This is a genomic window from Companilactobacillus pabuli, assembly GCF_014058425.1.
Classification (GTDB): Bacteria; Bacillota; Bacilli; order Lactobacillales; family Lactobacillaceae; genus Companilactobacillus; species Companilactobacillus pabuli.
The window spans coordinates 1392702-1408001 of the sequence record NZ_CP049366.1 but is presented as its reverse complement, the minus strand read 5'-3'; the positions used below and the strand labels follow the sequence as shown (position 1 = coordinate 1408001).

The following is a 15300-nucleotide window of genomic DNA, read 5'->3' as shown; positions in this document are numbered from 1 at the left end:
GTATAATTCTAATAAATTAACTCGGGAGGCTGTGTCTTGAGCCAAAAGGATGAAAAAAAAGAAGCATTGAAGCATGAGTCAGATGACAAAATCAAAACTCGCGCCGAAGAAAGATCAGTCGCTAATCATATTGCGTATTGGATTGTTGGTGTGATTGCGGTTTTGGCAGTCGTCGTTGCTATCATTGGCTTTAATTATGTGAATAGTTCATTGCAACCATATAATGCGAATAGTAAAGAAGATATTGTTGTTAAAATCCCAATAGGTTCTTCTAGTAAAGAAATTGCTAAGACTCTTGAAAAGGATAAAGTTATCAAGAGTGCGACAGTCTTTAATTTCTACGTTAAAGCTCAAAACTATACTGATTTTCAAGCAGGGTATTATACTTTCAAGCAATCAATGGATATGAACCATGTTGTTAAGCAGTTGCAAAAGGGTGGTAGTGCCGAACCAACTGGAACAGCTTCGAATACTGTGCTAGTTCGTGAGGGTGTTACAATAGACCAAATTGGTGATCAGATTCAAAAATCAACTAAGTTTAAGAAAAAAGATTTCTTGAAACTGATGAAGGATAAATCTTACATGAAACAACTTCAGAAGAAGTATCCTGAATTGTTGGATTCATCAATGGCTAAGAAAAATGTTAGATATCATCTAGAAGGTTATTTGTTCCCAGCTACTTATGGTCTTTACAAGGGTGAAACTCTAAAAGAATTAGTTAACCAAATGGTCGAAAAAGACAATGAGATCATGAAGCCTTACTTTGAAACTATTAAAGAAAAAGGCTTAACAGTGCAACAAACACTTACTTTGGCATCATTAGTTGAGCGTGAAGGTGTTACTGAAAAGGATCGTAAGAAGATTGCTGGTGTATTCTTCAACCGTATTGATATCGATATGCCAATTCAATCAGATATTTCAGTTATGTATGCATTGAATACTCATAAGACTAAATTGAGTAATAAAGATGTTAGAGTTGATTCTCCATATAACTTGTACAAGAATGCAGGTTATGGACCTGGACCATTTAATACTCCAAGTGTGCAAGCAATAGAGGCTACTTTGAATCCTAGTGATAGGGATGAAAATTATCTATACTTTGTTGCCAACTTGAAGACTGGTAAGGTATATTATTCACATACATTGCAAGAGCATGAAAGTAAAAACTCATCTCTAGGTCAATAATGTATAATTACAGATAATAAATGTCATCTAATCATTACAGGTTAGATGACATTTTGAAATTATCACAATAATGATTTTAAAAAGGAAGATATAACAATGGCAGACAGAAGTTATCCTATGACAGCTGAAGGTAAGAAGAAGCTGGAAGAAGAATTAGAAAATTTAAAGAAGGTTAAACGTCCAGAAGTTATCAATCGTATCAAGATTGCTAGAAGTTTCGGTGACCTTTCAGAAAACTCAGAGTACACATCTGCAAAGGATGAACAAAGTGTAGTTGAGTCAAGAATTTCTCAAATTATTGAAATGCTTCAATACGCTAATGTTATCGATGCTGATGATGTAGCTCATGATGAAATTTCAATCGGTAAGAAAGTTACTGTTCAAGAAGATGGCGAAGAACCTGACGTTTATACAATCGTTGGAGCCGCAGAATCAGATCCTGACAGTGGTAAGATTTCAAACGATTCACCAATTGCTAAGGCTTTATTGGGCAAGCATACAGGTGATGTAGTTACTGTTGAAACACCTGTTGGTAGTTATGAAGTTACTGTAAAAGCCGTTGAAGTTGCTTAATGAAGACGTTTTCTGATATGTTTATCTTAGAAAAAAATTGAGGTGGACGTAATGGAAATTAAGCTAACAGATGAAGCAATCAAATGGTTTGAAAAAGAGTTGGACTTAGTACCCGGTGACGGTGTACATTTTTATGGTAAGGTCTATGGAAAGACTATGGTTCACGATGGTTTTTCAATCGCTATGCGTAAAGAAAAGCCAGTTGATCCAGTAGCCAGTACCGTAGTCGATGGTGTGGTTTATTACATCACTGACAGTGATACGTGGTTTTTTGCCAGATATGATTTGTTGGTAGAGTATGATCCAGACCTCGATGGGCCTAAGTATATTTTTAAATCGAATGAATAATCGTTCGTTTTTTGAAGGATGAATATGAGAAGAATACTGGATATAATAAAGAAAAGAACGGGTAGTCAAGCGAAGTCTACTATTCCATTTCGTCTAAACCTGCTTTTTTTTATTGTCTTTGTGCTATTCGCAATGTTGGTCGCTCAACTTGCTTATTTGCAAATCGTCTATGGTGGCAAATTTGAAGCTGAAGTTGATCGGACAGACAAGACAGTAATGACAGGCAGTGTACCACGTGGAATGATTTATGATTCAAAAGGTAGACTTTTGGTTGGTAATTCAACGCACAATGCCATCACTTATACGAAGAGTGGTAGTGTTAGTTCGTCTGATATTTATACGATTGTTAACAGATTAACTAAGTATATTAGTGTTGATCCTAGTGATTTAACTAGTCGTGATAAGGCTGATTATATTTTGTCAGCTCCAAACAAATCGAAGCAAGTTATTAAGCAAATGCCCAAATCGTATCGTGTTGATAGTAATGGGGATGCTTTGTCTACTACTAAGATTTATGCTAACGAAGTTAAGTATGTTGAAAAACAGGGTATTCATTTGAATGATAAAGACATGCAACGTGCTTCATTATTCAAAACTATGAGTTCTGCTTATTCACTTTCAACGGTATTTTTGAAGGATAAGAATTTAAGTTCTAAAGAAATCGCACAAGTGAGTGAGCATTTAACAGAACTGCCAGGTGTAAGTATCGGTAGTAATTGGGAACGTGATTATCCACAAGGTAAGTCAATCGCAAGTATTATCGGTAGTGTATCAACAGAAAAGCAAGGTATTCCTGATGATGAATTGAATACAATGCTAGCTAGTGGCTATTCTCGAAATGACCGTGTTGGTACTAGTTACTTAGAGAAGAGCTATGAATCGATTCTTTCTGGTACTAAGAGTCAAAAACAAGTTCAAGTTGGTTCCAATAATCAAATTAAAAAGAGTACTACCTTATACAAAGGTCAAAAGGGTGGCAATCTTAATTTGACGATTGACTCTAAGTTCCAAAAGAAGGTTCAAGCCGCTCTAGAAGAACAATATAGTGCTGCTCAATCTGCCGGAATAACACAATATTCTGATGGTGCTTATGTAGTAGCGATGAATCCAAAGACCGGTGCTATTTTAGCTATGGCTGGGATTCACAATAATCCACAAACTGGTAAAACGTCTGAAGATGCTTTAGGTGTTATCAATCGTACCTTCGTTATGGGGTCTGCTGTCAAAGGGGCTACTGTTTTGGGTGCGATGATGGATGGAGTTATTTCTCCAAGCAACAATACTCAAGCTGATGATCCAATTTATTTGCCAGGTACTCCGGTTAAGAAATCAGTTTATCCAGCAGGAACTTTCAGTAGTTTGAATGCCATTCAAGCTCTACAATTTTCATCTAATATTTACATGATGAATTTAGCTTTGAAAGAAGCTAATGCTAAATATACGCCAAATTCATATATTCATATGGATGATGATATCTTTGATAAATTACGTGGCTACTTCAATCAATTTGGTTTAGGTGTCAAAACAGGTATCGATATTTCTGGTGAAACAGCGGGTATCGAAGGTGCTACTCACAATAGTAATGGCTCTTTGAAGACTGGTTCTGCACTGGATTTGTCCTATGGAAACTATGATGCTTATACGTTGATCGAAATGGCTCAATATATTTCAACCATTGCTAATGGTGGTTATCGCTTGAAACCTTACGTCGTACAATCAATTCAAAAGACTAAAGATGATGGAACTAAAGGTGCTTTGACTTCAGTTACTAAGCCTTCAGTCTTGAATAAAGTTGGCGTAACAAACGATGAATTAAATGTTGTTAAAAAGGGTATGTATGCAGCCGTACATGGTAGTGGTTATTGGACAACTGCTACTCGTCTAAAGGATCTTTCACCAGCAGTAGCTGCTAAGACTGGTACAGCTCAATCATTCTACTACAACCCTGATAATCCTTCTTCTGATCCACCAGAAACAATCACTACTAGTTTGGTCAGTTTTGGACCTTATGATGATCCAAACATTGCAATGGCAATTGTCTTCCCTAATCTAACTAGTGAAAGCGGGAGTTATCCTCAATTGCTTGCAAAACAGATTTATACCGACTATTATAAAATGACGGGTCAGAAATAATCTGAATTTAACCTTTTAATATACCCGAAAAAATGATATATTTAATTAGTTGAATTTAGTTAAGTATTTATGAAAGGATGTTCCAAAGATGAGAGTTAATATAACAATGGAATGTACTTCATGCCATGAACGTACATATCTAACAAGCAAGAGCAAGCGTAACAATCCCGATCGTCTTGAACTTAAGAAATATTGTCCACGCGAACGTACTGTTACATTGCATCGTGAAACAAAATAAACAACAGGTTAAAATCCCTGTTGTTTTTTTTTCTAAGGAGTGATCATTAGTTGGATAAAGTAAGTTTCAGAAAAAAACAAATTGATCTTGTGAGCGATTTTATGAAGTCTGATAAGGCTCAGAAAGAAATCAACAACCTTTATTTTCAATTATTTAATGATTTAGATTTTCAAAATGCGCCTTCAGTTGGAATCACTATGAGTACCAACGATGAAATACCGACTTTTCCAATTATCAATCAATGTTTTGAAATGGGAAAAGAAGTCTATATTCCAAAGACTTTTTCTGATTATTCAATGTCTTTTGTTAAATACACGCAAGATACTGAATTAATTGAGTCGGCTTTTGGCGTCAGGGAACCTAAAGATTATGAAAATAACGTGATGAATCCACCTGATCTTTTGATTGTTCCTGGATTGGCTTACTCCCAAGATAAGAATCGTTTGGGATTTGGCTCAGGTACTTTTGATAGATATCTAGCCAAATTTCCAACGAAGACTATCTCCTTAGCTTTAACTAGCCAATATTATTCAGAGCCACTTTGGCCAGTTTATGTGCTAGACAAGCAAATCGATAAGATCATCGTTGCAAAGGATGAACAAAATGCAGATAATCAATCGGCGCTCTAACGCCTACGTAACTTGGTCTTTATTAGCGGTAACCGTGGTAGTTTTCTTACTAGAGACAATTAGTGGTGGTTCACAAAATTTATTAACTTTGATTCATTTTGGAGCCAAAACTAATTATTTAGTACAAGAAGGTCAGTGGTGGCGCTTAATAACACCAATATTTTTACACATTGGTATCTTCCATATTCTGATGAATGGGTTTACACTATTATATGTCGGTCAAATACTTGAACCAATGATTGGTCATTGGAGATTTTTGATAGTTTACATGTTGAGTGGAATTATGGGTAATTTGGCCAGCTTTGCTTTTGGTAGTAACAATGCTATTTCGGCAGGGGCTAGTACTTCATTGTTTGGAATGTTCGCCGCATTCTTATCACTGGCAATAATTTATCGTGAAAATCGTTTTTTGACAGAATTAGGGAAGAGTTTTCTAGGTTTGATCGTCATTAATTTATTGATGGATCTAACTATGTCTGGAATTGATATCTGGGGACACATTGGCGGTGCCGTTGGGGGGCTGCTTTTGGGATATGCTTTGGGTTTACCAAACATTTCTCGTCCAAAGATGATTTTTCGGGCTTTAGCAATAGTAGTAGTTGTTGTGATTTCTTATTATATGTATGCAAAGGGTATGATCGTTTATGGATAATAAGATGAGCTTTACGACCCTCTATGATGTACAACAGTTACTCAAACGTTTCGGTACTTTTGTCCATCTTGGTAAAAGATTATGGGACATTGAACTGATGTTTATTGAGGTCAAACGTTTGTACAAAGATGGATTGATCGACAAAAAGACTTTTATTAGTGCTCAATTGGTCTTAAAACGGGAGCATAGAAAAGAAGAAGAAAAGGACAGATCAAAGTGACAGACAAAAAGTTAATCGGTGTTGACCTTGGTGGTACAACAATTAAATTTGCTATTCTTACTGATAAAGGTGAGATTCAACAAAAATGGAGTATTGAAACAAATATTCTATCTGATGGACAATTGATTATTCCTGACATTATTGATTCAATTAATCATCATATCGACATGTATGATATGAGCGTTGACCAATTCGATGGTATCGGATTAGGTTCACCTGGTACAATCAATCATGAAAAGGGCACAATCAAGGGTGCTTTTAACCTTAACTGGACTAATGAAGTTTATCCAGTACGTGATATTGAAAAGGGAACTGGCCTACCAGTTGTCATTGAAAATGATGCTAACGTTGCTGCTCTTGGCGAAAGATGGCAAGGTGCTGGTAACAACGCTGACGATGTTGTCTTTGTAACACTTGGAACAGGTGTTGGTGGTGGTATCATCGCTAATGGTAAGTTGATTCAAGGACAAAATGGTGCTGCTGGTGAAATTGGTCACGTAACAGTTGATCCTAATGGTTTCATGTGTACTTGTGGTAAGAGAGGCTGTCTAGAAACAATCGCTTCAGCTACTGGTATCGTACGTGTTGCTAGAGACCGTGCTTCAGAATATGCTGGAAATTCAGAATTGAAGGCTATGCTTGATGATGGTCAAGATATTTCTGCTAAGGACGTATTTGATCTAGCCAAGAAAGATGATGACTTGGCCATGATGGTTGTCGATTATGTTTGTGACTCACTTGGATTTGTTCTAGGTAACATCGCTAATACCTTGAATCCTAAGTTTGTTGTTATCGGTGGTGGCGTTTCAGCTGCTGGTGATTTCTTGCTAAACAAAGTTGACAAAGCTATGCGTAAAAACGAATTTGCTACAATCAAGGATTCAACTGAATTAAGACTAGCTAGTCTTGGTAATGGTGCTGGTGTTATCGGTGCTGCTTCATTGATTAAAGTTGATTAGGAGTTTGTATTAATGCAAGTTTTGAATGCCGTTTTATATGTTATTGTAATCGGCTTTTTGGTTTATTGGGTTGGTTCATGGCTCTACTTCTGGTTAAAGGGTAGACAAATGCACGGCGCAATTGATCAAAAGACCTTTGAGGAAACGATGAGAAAAGCTCAAATCGTTGATTTAAGAGAGAAAAATGCTTTTGATGCTAAACACATTTTGGGTGCAAGAAACCTTCCATTTACGCAATTAAAGTACAATGAAGGCGAATTGAGACCTGATCTTCCAGTTTATCTTTATGGAGATAACAAGAACATGTGTGTTCGAGCAGCTCTTAAAATGCAAAAGAAGTGGGGCTTCACTGACGTTAAATGGTTAGAAGACCGTTTTTCCGACTGGGAAGGTAAGACAAAGAAAACCACTAAAATCTAAAAAAATGCTGTGCAGAAAAAAATCTGACACAGCATTTTTTAGTATAATGTTTTTAAGTTTAGCCTTGGTGTGCTTGTAAACTCTTACGGTTAGCACGTCTGCGGTTAGCTTCAATACGTTCGTTTTCTTGGTTTTCTGGTTCGATGACCTTCTTCTTGAAAGCATGTAATGCTCCATAAACTGCTGTAGCTGTTGTTAGTGAACCAACAAGGAAGCCTTTAACAAAACGTAAGTGTTTTTGATTTTTTGCCATAATACATTCCTCCTGTCTTTAGTTCTCATTATGGCGTATTTCCTTTAAAATATCTATAAAAGACTGTCTAAGAGAGGTAATTTTTTGATAAAAGTAGTTGCAATAGTAGGACCGACCGCCGTTGGCAAGAGTGCCTTAGGTTTAAAATTGGCTCAAAAATTCAATGGTGAGATCATTTCCGGTGATTCAATGCAGATCTATCGGAAATTAGACATCGGAACGGCTAAGGACACTCCAGAAGAGTTACAGACTGTTCCACATCACTTGGTAGACATTTGTGATGCCAGTGAACGTTATACAGTTAAAGATTTTCAACAAAAAGCTCGACAAATCATTACTAGTTTAGCTAATGATCAGAAACTGCCTTTGGTTGTTGGAGGAACGGGTTTTTATTTGAGTTCTTTGATCAACAATTTAAATTTAGGTGGTAAGTCAGATAGTGATCCAGCTTTACGTAAAGAACTGATGAAAATCGAACAGACTGGTGGTGTTGACCGATTGCAAAAAATGTTGCAGTCAATCGATCCGAAAGCTTTTGATAAAATTGACATTGATAATACACGCCGTTTGATCAGAGCGATTGAAGTTATGAAAACAACTGGCAAATCGATTACAGAACAGGATAATGGTGAAAAATGGGCTGACTTTTATTTGGTAGGTTTAACGGATGATCGTCAAAAATTGTATGAACGTATTAACCATCGAGTGGATATAATGGCTGAAAATGGCTTAATTAGCGAAGCTAAGTACGTTTATGACAATCGTGATAAATTCCCCCAAGCTAGTAAAGGAATTGGTTACAAGGAACTATATCCCTATTTTGACGGTACAGCTGATTTGACAACTTGTTTGTCAGAAGTTAAAAAGAATTCCCGTCATTTCGCTAAACGTCAATTTACGTATTTCCGCAATCAAATGGATGTGGATTGGTATAATATTAGTGATGATAACGATTATCAAGAAATAATTGAAAAAAATATCGTTAATTTTATGGAGGGGTAAAATGACTAAGTGGAATGCTGCATTTCCAGACAAGTTAAAAAAAGTTATCCAAGAGGTTGATCAACAAATTGCACCAAAACTAGCTGAAATAGATGAACAAGTTTTGGACAATCAAAATAAAGTTTTGGCTGCTTTCCGAGAAGAAAATATCGATGAAAGTAGTTTGCTAGGAACGACCGGTTATGGGGATGATGATCGTGGACGTGATCAATTAGAAGCAGTTTATGCTGATGTTTTCAAAACTGAAGCGGCTTTGGTTCGTCCACAATTCGTTTCGGGGACCCATACATTAGCAACTGCATTGTTTGGGATTTTGCGCCCAGGAGACAATCTTTTGTACGTTACGGGAGAACCATACGATACAATGCAAGAAGTTATCGGGATCGCTGGTAACAAACGTGGCTCTTTAATCGATTATCAAGTTGGTTTTGATTCAGTCAAAATGGATGGAGATAAGGTTGATTTTGATTTGGTGAAACAAAAAATCAAAGAACAAAATCCTAAAGTAATTGCTATCCAAAGATCTCGTGGTTATTCAACTCGCAAAAGTTTGACGGTTAAAGAGATTGCTGAAATCATCAAAGAAGTGAAGACTGTCAGTGATGCAATAATTTTTGTCGACAACTGTTATGGAGAATTTTCAGAGACGGTTGAACCAACTGAGGTCGGTGCTGACTTGATGGCCGGTTCATTGATTAAAAATGCTGGTGGTGGTTTGGCTAAAGTCGGAGGATATATTGTTGGTAAAAAGGATTTAGTTGAACTAGCTAGTTATCGTTTGACTGCACCTGGAATTGGCGCTTCAGAAGGGGCTACAATTGATCGTCAATCAGAAATGTTCCAAGGATTTTTCTTAGCACCCAGAGTAACTGGTAATGCAATTAAAGGCGCTGTTTTTGAAGCAGCTATTTTTGAAAAATTAGGATTAAATGTTTCACCTAAATGGAATGATGATCGAACTGATTTGATTCAAACAATTGAGTTCAATGATCCTGATAAGATGGTTCATTTTGCTAAACTTGTCCAACAATTTTCACCGATAGATTCCAACGTTTCTCCAGAACCTAGCGCCATGTCGGGATATGAAGATCAAGTTGTCATGGCTGCTGGAACTTTTGTTTCTGGAGCTAGTATCGAGTTTTCAGCCGATGGACCTATGAGACCACCATATATTATTTATATTCAAGGTGGTTTGACTTATGAACATGTTAAGATTGCCATTAGTAATGCATGTAAAGAGTTGTTCTTCTAAAGAGTTCGACCTAATTGGTCGGGCTTTTTTTGTTTTATGAAACATTTTTGAGTTAAATTCCCAAAAAATGTCCAAATTCCGAACGTTGTTACTAAATTTAAAAGAGAATCGTAATAAAGGATAGACCATTCTTCTAATATTAGGAAAAAATATCTTTTTATGCCAAAGAAACCGATTAATATTACAACTTTGTGACAAATACTTAATAGACTGGCTAAAAGAAATAATTAATTAGGCTTAACTAAATTATTGATTAAGATTTACTGCAAAGAAGTTTAGTCTTAATAATATGGGAAACAAGAAATACTTTGACCGAACTATTCTCTAAATAAAAAATAAAATAGTTTGTTTCTATTGATTTTTTTTTAAAAGCGAGTATGATAAATAATCAAATGATAGGAGGTAAGCAATATGAGATATAAAGTTACACTTGATACTAAACGTCAATTGTTTACCGTATTTGATAAGAAAAACACTCGGGTTTCTGCATGCGGTAAGTCAATTGAAGAAGCTATGAATAAATTGTTGAGAATGAGCGCATAAAATTTTACAAATATTAGATTTAGAATACAGTTAGTTTACACTTGCTCTAAATCATAGATATGTGCAAGAAGAGATGTTATATTTAACTAGCAACGAAAGTTGCAATTCTATCCTCAACGATAACTAAAAAAGGCCTTTTCCTTAATTGGAAAAGGTCTTATTTTTTAGAAAATGGCAAAAAAAATAATCTATGACATCAGACTAGACGATCATAGATTATTTCGATTAAATGTCACAGGTGAGATTCGAACTCACGACCTACGGTTTAGAAGACCGTTGCTCTATCCAACTGAGCCACTGTGACATCACTCGTACTATTATAGAGAAAAGGATTTGATTATGCAATAATAAATTTGAAATTTTTTAATTAAAAGTTTACTGAAGACAACAAAAAAATCGCCAGATTACTCTAGCGATTTAAAGGTATGTCACAGGTGAGATTCGAACTCACGACCTACGGTTTAGAAGACCGTTGCTCTATCCAACTGAGCCACTGTGACAGCACATTTATTATTATAGATAAAGCAGTCGCTCTATGTCAATCTAATTTTTGATATAAATTAAAAAAAATCTTAATTTGGGCAAAATAAAAGGTTCACTTAAACGTTTAAGTGAACCATCCCTATAAATAATTTACTGACTAACATTACTTTCCGTAAATGAAAGGCTTGTTTTCAGCCTCTAATTCACATAATACCTCACGGTCTTGTGTGGAAGTCTCAGTTCTTTCGGCTTTAAATAATGATTTGATCCATACTGTCAATTTCATGATTGTCATCTCCGAAAATAATGCAGCTTTTAATGTCATCAGCATCTGGACAGAACACAACAGATAAGGTTTCCTTCTCCCTTATCTAACAAAATTATAACAGAATTATTACAAATGACATAAAAATAAGCCTTATTTCAGTAAAAAAATCAATATTTTAAAATGTAATGGTTTACATTTTTTAAATTTGACTATTTAGGGTTCAACTAATTCTTTGCGACGATTTTCGATAATATTTTGAAGTTCTTCGAGGTCTTCAAGAGTTGACTTTTTTCTAATAAAACTACGTGCTGATGAGCGCATGGCGATATAATTTGCGCGTTCACGATGATTCCTGTGCCATTTTTCGTTAGCACGTTTTTGTGCGTCTGTTAATACCATTTATATCTCTCCCTTAAAAACATATCTTTGAAATTATATACAAGGTTATTTAAGTAAACAAGGGAAATTATGAATTTTTTCACACAACTTGTTCTTAAAAATGGTTACATGAAATTCTTGTACAATAATGATATTAGTTTAGAATGTTAATTAATTGATATTTTGTTCATTGGGGGGTCTATTTTTTATGAAGAAGATTATGAAAACTACCACAGGGACATATCACGGGATTGTTGATCATCAACACCTTGATTTTTTAGGAGTTCCGTTTGGATATGGACGTCGATTTAAGCGAGCTGAAGAATTTTCTATGTCAAAATTTGGACCAAATGAAATTAATAAAATTCATTATGCGGTGCATCACGGTGTTCAACCAATGCAAAAAGATGCACTTAACCAAAATAGTAAAATAAACTTTGGTGAAAATTGTTTGAATCTTGATATTTGTACCCCTGATGTAGAAGGAAAGTACCCGATTGTCATCGAATTTTATGGCGGTGGCTTTTTGCGGGGAGGAAATTATACTAAACAAATGTCGTGGCTGGATCATCAGTCCGTTGTTCACGTTGTACCAAACTATCGATTAGGTTTGTTTGGCTGGAGCAAAGTTGAAGGCGGTGATACTAACGTCGGTATGTCAGATCAATTGATGGCAATTCAATGGGTCTTGGATAATGCTGCTAGTTTTGGTGGTGATGTAAAAAACGTTACCTTGGTTGGTATTTCAGCCGGTGCTAAGTCAATTTCAGCGTTAATGGCTTCTAATGCAACTGTTTTGGATCGAATTCAAAAAATCATCTTATTTTCTGGTGGCGTTCAGACGATTCGTGACATGACTACGGCAAAAAAAGTAACTGATATGATTTGTCAGGCTAGTGACATTAAATCAACGAAAGACTTATTTAATTTAACAGACGATGGTCTTCAAATTGTTCAAGAACATTTACTTGATCAACACGTTGCTACTAATTGGTTTGGTCCAGTGATCGACGATGATTTGATTTCAAAAAACTGGCACGAGAAGTTACTTCAACGAGTAAAGAAGACACAGTTTAAGACAATCATCTCTGCAGGGAGCAATGAATTAGAAACTTATAAATCAATGAACATCAATCATCTAGAAAATGATGTTTTCCCTGATTTATTCGGTAAAAATACGAAGGTCTTAAGAGCTGCCTTGTTAAATGACCAGTATTCAAAAAATGATTTTGTACAAATGCTAGGAAATGCTATGTATACTTTACCAGCTAGAAGATTAGCTGAATTATTGACGCAGGAAAGCGATGCTGAAGTTTATTGCAACTACGTCAAAGTAGCTAAGGGACAACATGGTGGAATTCTTCAGTACTTGAATACACCGGTTGAAGAATTAAATATCGACTATCGTAAGAATCAGCAACATTTCTTAAACCTATTATTCGAATTTATCAATGAAGGTAAGCCTTACGAAGAAGATATTAAGTATGAATGGCCAGTATTCGATGACGATCGATTAGTTCTTGAATTGGATCCAGATGATTTAAAGAGTGTTTCCGTCATTAGTCGTAGAATTCCGACTGAATTACCTTGGCAATCATATCTTTTATAAAAAAATAAATATTGATAGATAAGCATTTATAGTGGGACATGAAAAAATAATCTTGCAAACAATAATTTTTAATTTTACAATAAAGTCGTTGTGCTTAAACATTAGGCATTTTTTGTGGTGCCTATAACTTTAGAGGTGGACGAATTTTGAAAAGAAAGTTTGCATTTTTTGTAACGATTGCTTTCATTCTAATAGATGTTTTAGCTGCGTTTTTAACTCAACAAGCGATTATTAGTAATTTGATGGGTATTCTAATCGGAATTGGTCTAATTGTTGCCCTCATATTGATAACAAGAATTCTAACTAAGATGGATTTAAAACGGGGAAAGCTAGTTTTTATGGCGATTTTCTTTTTCATTGTTTTAGGACGCTTGTTTATGACAGTTGCTTAGAAAAATAGAAAATGATTGGGGATTGTGTTTAAGCACAGTCCTTTTTTAGTATAATAATGTCATTATTTAATAAAGGGGTTCTCCGTGATGGCCAGTCGTTCATGGAAAAAGATCATTTTAGGTCTAATATTTTTAATTCTAAGCATTCTTTACACGATACTTTTTTTTAACAAAGCTAGTTTTGGGGAAACAATGACGTTTAACATCGCACATTTAAAAAGCCTTTCTAACGTGCTTGTTTCACCAATCAATTTTGATTTTTGGAATCATACAGGTAGCCAAATGAATTTATTCAGTCCTTGGTTGACGATCTTAACGGGGTGGATGTTCGTTCAGTTTAATGTGATTTATGGGTTCAGTGTCTATTTGACAATAGTTACATTTTTGACATTAGTCAGTGCTTACTTTTTTATGAACAAATTCCACAAAGATACGTTTGAAGCGCTTTTGTTTGCTATTGGCTATACATTTTCTCTAAATCGACTTTTATTGGTTTTTTCCAATCAAAGATTAGAGAATTATTTGGTTCTGATATTTTTGCCGATGGTTTATTTTGGCGCATATCAGTTCTTTACTAATCACGCTTGGAAAACTTTAGTCTGGGGTGAAGCACTAATAGTTTGGACTTCACCATATGTTGCTATAGCAGTGGCTGCAACGTTAGTTGTGGCGTTTGTTTTAATGCCATTTAGTCGTTTAAGTCATTCATGGAATTACGTGAAGAAAACATCACTTAATGTACTCAAAGTAATTAGTATGGGCGTTATAACGACGATTGGCTTTATTGGTCCCTTAGTCATGAAACAGTTGAATTCAAAATGGCAACAGGATCCAATCAAAAACTTTGATTATCTCGATTGGTTTACAAAATTACAATTATCACGTATGCAGTGGTATTTGATGATAGCAATCAGCGTTTTGTTATTGTTATTGATTTTAATGATTTTTTTACAAAGTTCTTTTGCTTATAAAATTATTATTTTCGAAATGATTCCAATAGCATGCCTGTTGATACTGCAACCCAAAATATCAAATGTAGATATTAGTCGCTTGATTTTTGCTTTCCAAAGTATTTTTGATTTTTTCTTCATTATGGTTTTGTGCCGGATGATCATGTTAGTCTTTCAGGAAAGTCCAGCCATCTTGAAACTAGTGATTTTGCTTATTTCAATCGGTGGCTTAGGTTATGTTAATTACAGTCAAGTAAGTACTAGTCCTAAACGAAGTCTTGAAATGGCTGATTCAGTTGATTACAAGAAGTTTGTAGTGAATTATCATGACGTGGCTCAAAAAAATAATAATAAGTTTCTAATCAACGGTAAGCAGGAAAAAGTTTCTTATTATACCAAAGGGTCCGATTATTGGATTCAATACATTAATCCTCAAACGACAACGATCGATATCCCAATTCAATATTCACCTAATTATCAAATTCAAATTAATAATGAATCAGTGTCTGCAAAGAAGACAAAGCAAAATACCGTTCAACTCAAAACTAATCCGGGTAAAAGTATCATTGAAATCCATTCTCGATATGATTGGTGGGGATTAGGATTTTTATTGGTTAATTTATTTGGATTTATGCTGTTAATTTATTTTAGCTTGCAAAACATTCCCTTGAAAAATAAAAAAAATCCTGAGAATAGTTGAAAAAGCAAGTAAAATTTGCTATATTTTATAAGTTGCAATCACTATTGCATCTACAACCGCTCAAAATTAGGTTTAAGCTTAGTGCACCTAGTTGGCGAGTCTTAGAAGGGAGT

At 35.2% G+C, this 15300-nt stretch carries 18 protein-coding genes, 2 tRNA genes and 1 other annotated feature; of the genes, 16 read left to right on the top strand and 4 right to left on the bottom strand.

Going from position 1 to position 15300, the window contains the following annotated elements:
- Positions 1 to 36: 36 nt before the first annotated feature.
- The 10 genes from mltG (at position 37) to G6534_RS06820 (ending at position 7357) form a co-directional block, all read left to right on the top strand.
- Entirely contained in the window at positions 37 to 1185 is a 1149-nt protein-coding gene (gene mltG, locus G6534_RS06865; RefSeq protein WP_152999943.1) for an endolytic transglycosylase MltG, read from the top strand.
- Between the two features lie 96 nt (positions 1186 to 1281).
- Positions 1282 to 1758: a transcription elongation factor GreA gene (gene greA / locus G6534_RS06860; RefSeq protein WP_059073558.1), complete on the top strand. Its 477-nt coding sequence runs from the start codon at positions 1282 to 1284 to the stop codon at positions 1756 to 1758.
- Positions 1759 to 1809: 51 nt separating this feature from the next.
- Positions 1810 to 2106: a HesB/YadR/YfhF family protein gene (locus G6534_RS06855; protein ID WP_059073559.1), complete on the top strand. Its 297-nt coding sequence runs from the start codon at positions 1810 to 1812 to the stop codon at positions 2104 to 2106.
- A gap of 36 nt (positions 2107 to 2142) precedes the next feature.
- On the top strand, positions 2143 to 4239 hold the full coding sequence (locus G6534_RS06850; RefSeq protein ID WP_369833480.1) for a peptidoglycan D,D-transpeptidase FtsI family protein: 2097 nt from the start codon (positions 2143 to 2145) through the stop codon (positions 4237 to 4239).
- Between the two features lie 88 nt (positions 4240 to 4327).
- Positions 4328 to 4477: a 50S ribosomal protein L33 gene (gene rpmG, locus G6534_RS06845; protein WP_010019383.1), complete on the top strand. Its 150-nt coding sequence runs from the start codon at positions 4328 to 4330 to the stop codon at positions 4475 to 4477.
- A 50-nt stretch (positions 4478 to 4527) separates the two neighbouring features.
- A complete protein-coding gene (locus G6534_RS06840; protein WP_059073561.1) occupies positions 4528 to 5106 on the top strand; it encodes a 5-formyltetrahydrofolate cyclo-ligase in 579 nt (192 codons plus the stop codon).
- Entirely contained in the window at positions 5081 to 5758 is a 678-nt protein-coding gene (locus G6534_RS06835) for a rhomboid family intramembrane serine protease (protein WP_059073562.1), read from the top strand. Before G6534_RS06840 ends, G6534_RS06835 begins: the two co-directional genes overlap by 26 nt.
- The gene (locus G6534_RS06830; protein WP_010019387.1) at positions 5751 to 5978 is read left to right on the top strand and encodes a YqgQ family protein; all 228 of its coding nucleotides are present in this window, start codon (positions 5751 to 5753) and stop codon (positions 5976 to 5978) included. The genes G6534_RS06835 and G6534_RS06830 overlap by 8 nt, the downstream gene beginning before the upstream one ends.
- The gene (locus G6534_RS06825) at positions 5975 to 6937 is read left to right on the top strand and encodes an ROK family glucokinase (protein ID WP_059073563.1); all 963 of its coding nucleotides are present in this window, start codon (positions 5975 to 5977) and stop codon (positions 6935 to 6937) included. The genes G6534_RS06830 and G6534_RS06825 overlap by 4 nt, the downstream gene beginning before the upstream one ends.
- Positions 6938 to 6949: 12 nt before the next feature.
- Complete coding sequence (locus tag G6534_RS06820; protein ID WP_059073564.1) at positions 6950 to 7357, top strand: rhodanese-like domain-containing protein; 408 nt, start codon at positions 6950 to 6952, stop codon at positions 7355 to 7357.
- A gap of 58 nt (positions 7358 to 7415) precedes the next feature.
- Here G6534_RS06820 and G6534_RS06815 read toward each other — a convergent pair whose 3' ends face one another.
- The gene (locus G6534_RS06815) at positions 7416 to 7610 is read right to left on the bottom strand and encodes a DUF3042 family protein (protein ID WP_010019390.1); all 195 of its coding nucleotides are present in this window, start codon (positions 7608 to 7610) and stop codon (positions 7416 to 7418) included.
- An 84-nt stretch (positions 7611 to 7694) separates the two neighbouring features.
- Here G6534_RS06815 and miaA point away from each other — a divergent pair, with 84 nt between their 5' ends.
- From miaA to G6534_RS12285, 3 genes are all read left to right on the top strand, one after another.
- The gene (miaA, locus tag G6534_RS06810) at positions 7695 to 8612 is read left to right on the top strand and encodes a tRNA (adenosine(37)-N6)-dimethylallyltransferase MiaA (protein WP_059073566.1); all 918 of its coding nucleotides are present in this window, start codon (positions 7695 to 7697) and stop codon (positions 8610 to 8612) included.
- Position 8613: 1 nt separating this feature from the next.
- Positions 8614 to 9864 (top strand): methionine gamma-lyase family protein, encoded by a 1251-nt coding sequence (locus G6534_RS06805; protein ID WP_182082529.1) that lies wholly within the window; start codon positions 8614 to 8616, stop codon positions 9862 to 9864.
- Between the two features lie 411 nt (positions 9865 to 10275).
- Positions 10276 to 10407 (top strand): hypothetical protein, encoded by a 132-nt coding sequence (locus G6534_RS12285; protein WP_010019394.1) that lies wholly within the window; start codon positions 10276 to 10278, stop codon positions 10405 to 10407.
- Between the two features lie 230 nt (positions 10408 to 10637).
- On the opposite strand, the gene G6534_RS06800 is transcribed toward G6534_RS12285, so the two are convergent.
- From G6534_RS06800 to G6534_RS06790, 3 genes are all read right to left on the bottom strand, one after another.
- Positions 10638 to 10711 (bottom strand) — tRNA-Arg (locus G6534_RS06800).
- A 122-nt stretch (positions 10712 to 10833) separates the two neighbouring features.
- Positions 10834 to 10907 (bottom strand) — tRNA-Arg (locus G6534_RS06795).
- A 464-nt stretch (positions 10908 to 11371) separates the two neighbouring features.
- Positions 11372 to 11557: a hypothetical protein gene (locus G6534_RS06790; protein WP_010019396.1), complete on the bottom strand. Its 186-nt coding sequence runs from the start codon at positions 11555 to 11557 to the stop codon at positions 11372 to 11374.
- Positions 11558 to 11744: 187 nt separating this feature from the next.
- On the opposite strand from G6534_RS06790, the gene G6534_RS06785 reads away from it, so the two are divergent.
- The 3 genes from G6534_RS06785 (at position 11745) to G6534_RS06775 (ending at position 15187) form a co-directional block, all read left to right on the top strand.
- The gene (locus G6534_RS06785; protein WP_059073568.1) at positions 11745 to 13145 is read left to right on the top strand and encodes a carboxylesterase family protein; all 1401 of its coding nucleotides are present in this window, start codon (positions 11745 to 11747) and stop codon (positions 13143 to 13145) included.
- 146 nt (positions 13146 to 13291) lie between these two features.
- Positions 13292 to 13537, top strand: coding sequence for a hypothetical protein (locus G6534_RS06780; RefSeq protein ID WP_059073569.1), 246 nt, complete (start codon positions 13292 to 13294; stop codon positions 13535 to 13537).
- Positions 13538 to 13729: 192 nt separating this feature from the next.
- Positions 13730 to 15187, top strand: a complete 1458-nt coding sequence (locus G6534_RS06775) for a hypothetical protein (protein ID WP_152999944.1) — start codon at positions 13730 to 13732, stop codon at positions 15185 to 15187.
- Positions 15188 to 15231: 44 nt separating this feature from the next.
- Positions 15232 to 15299 (top strand) — a sequence feature (ribosomal protein L21 leader region).
- The last annotated feature ends 1 nt before the right edge of the window (position 15300 follow it).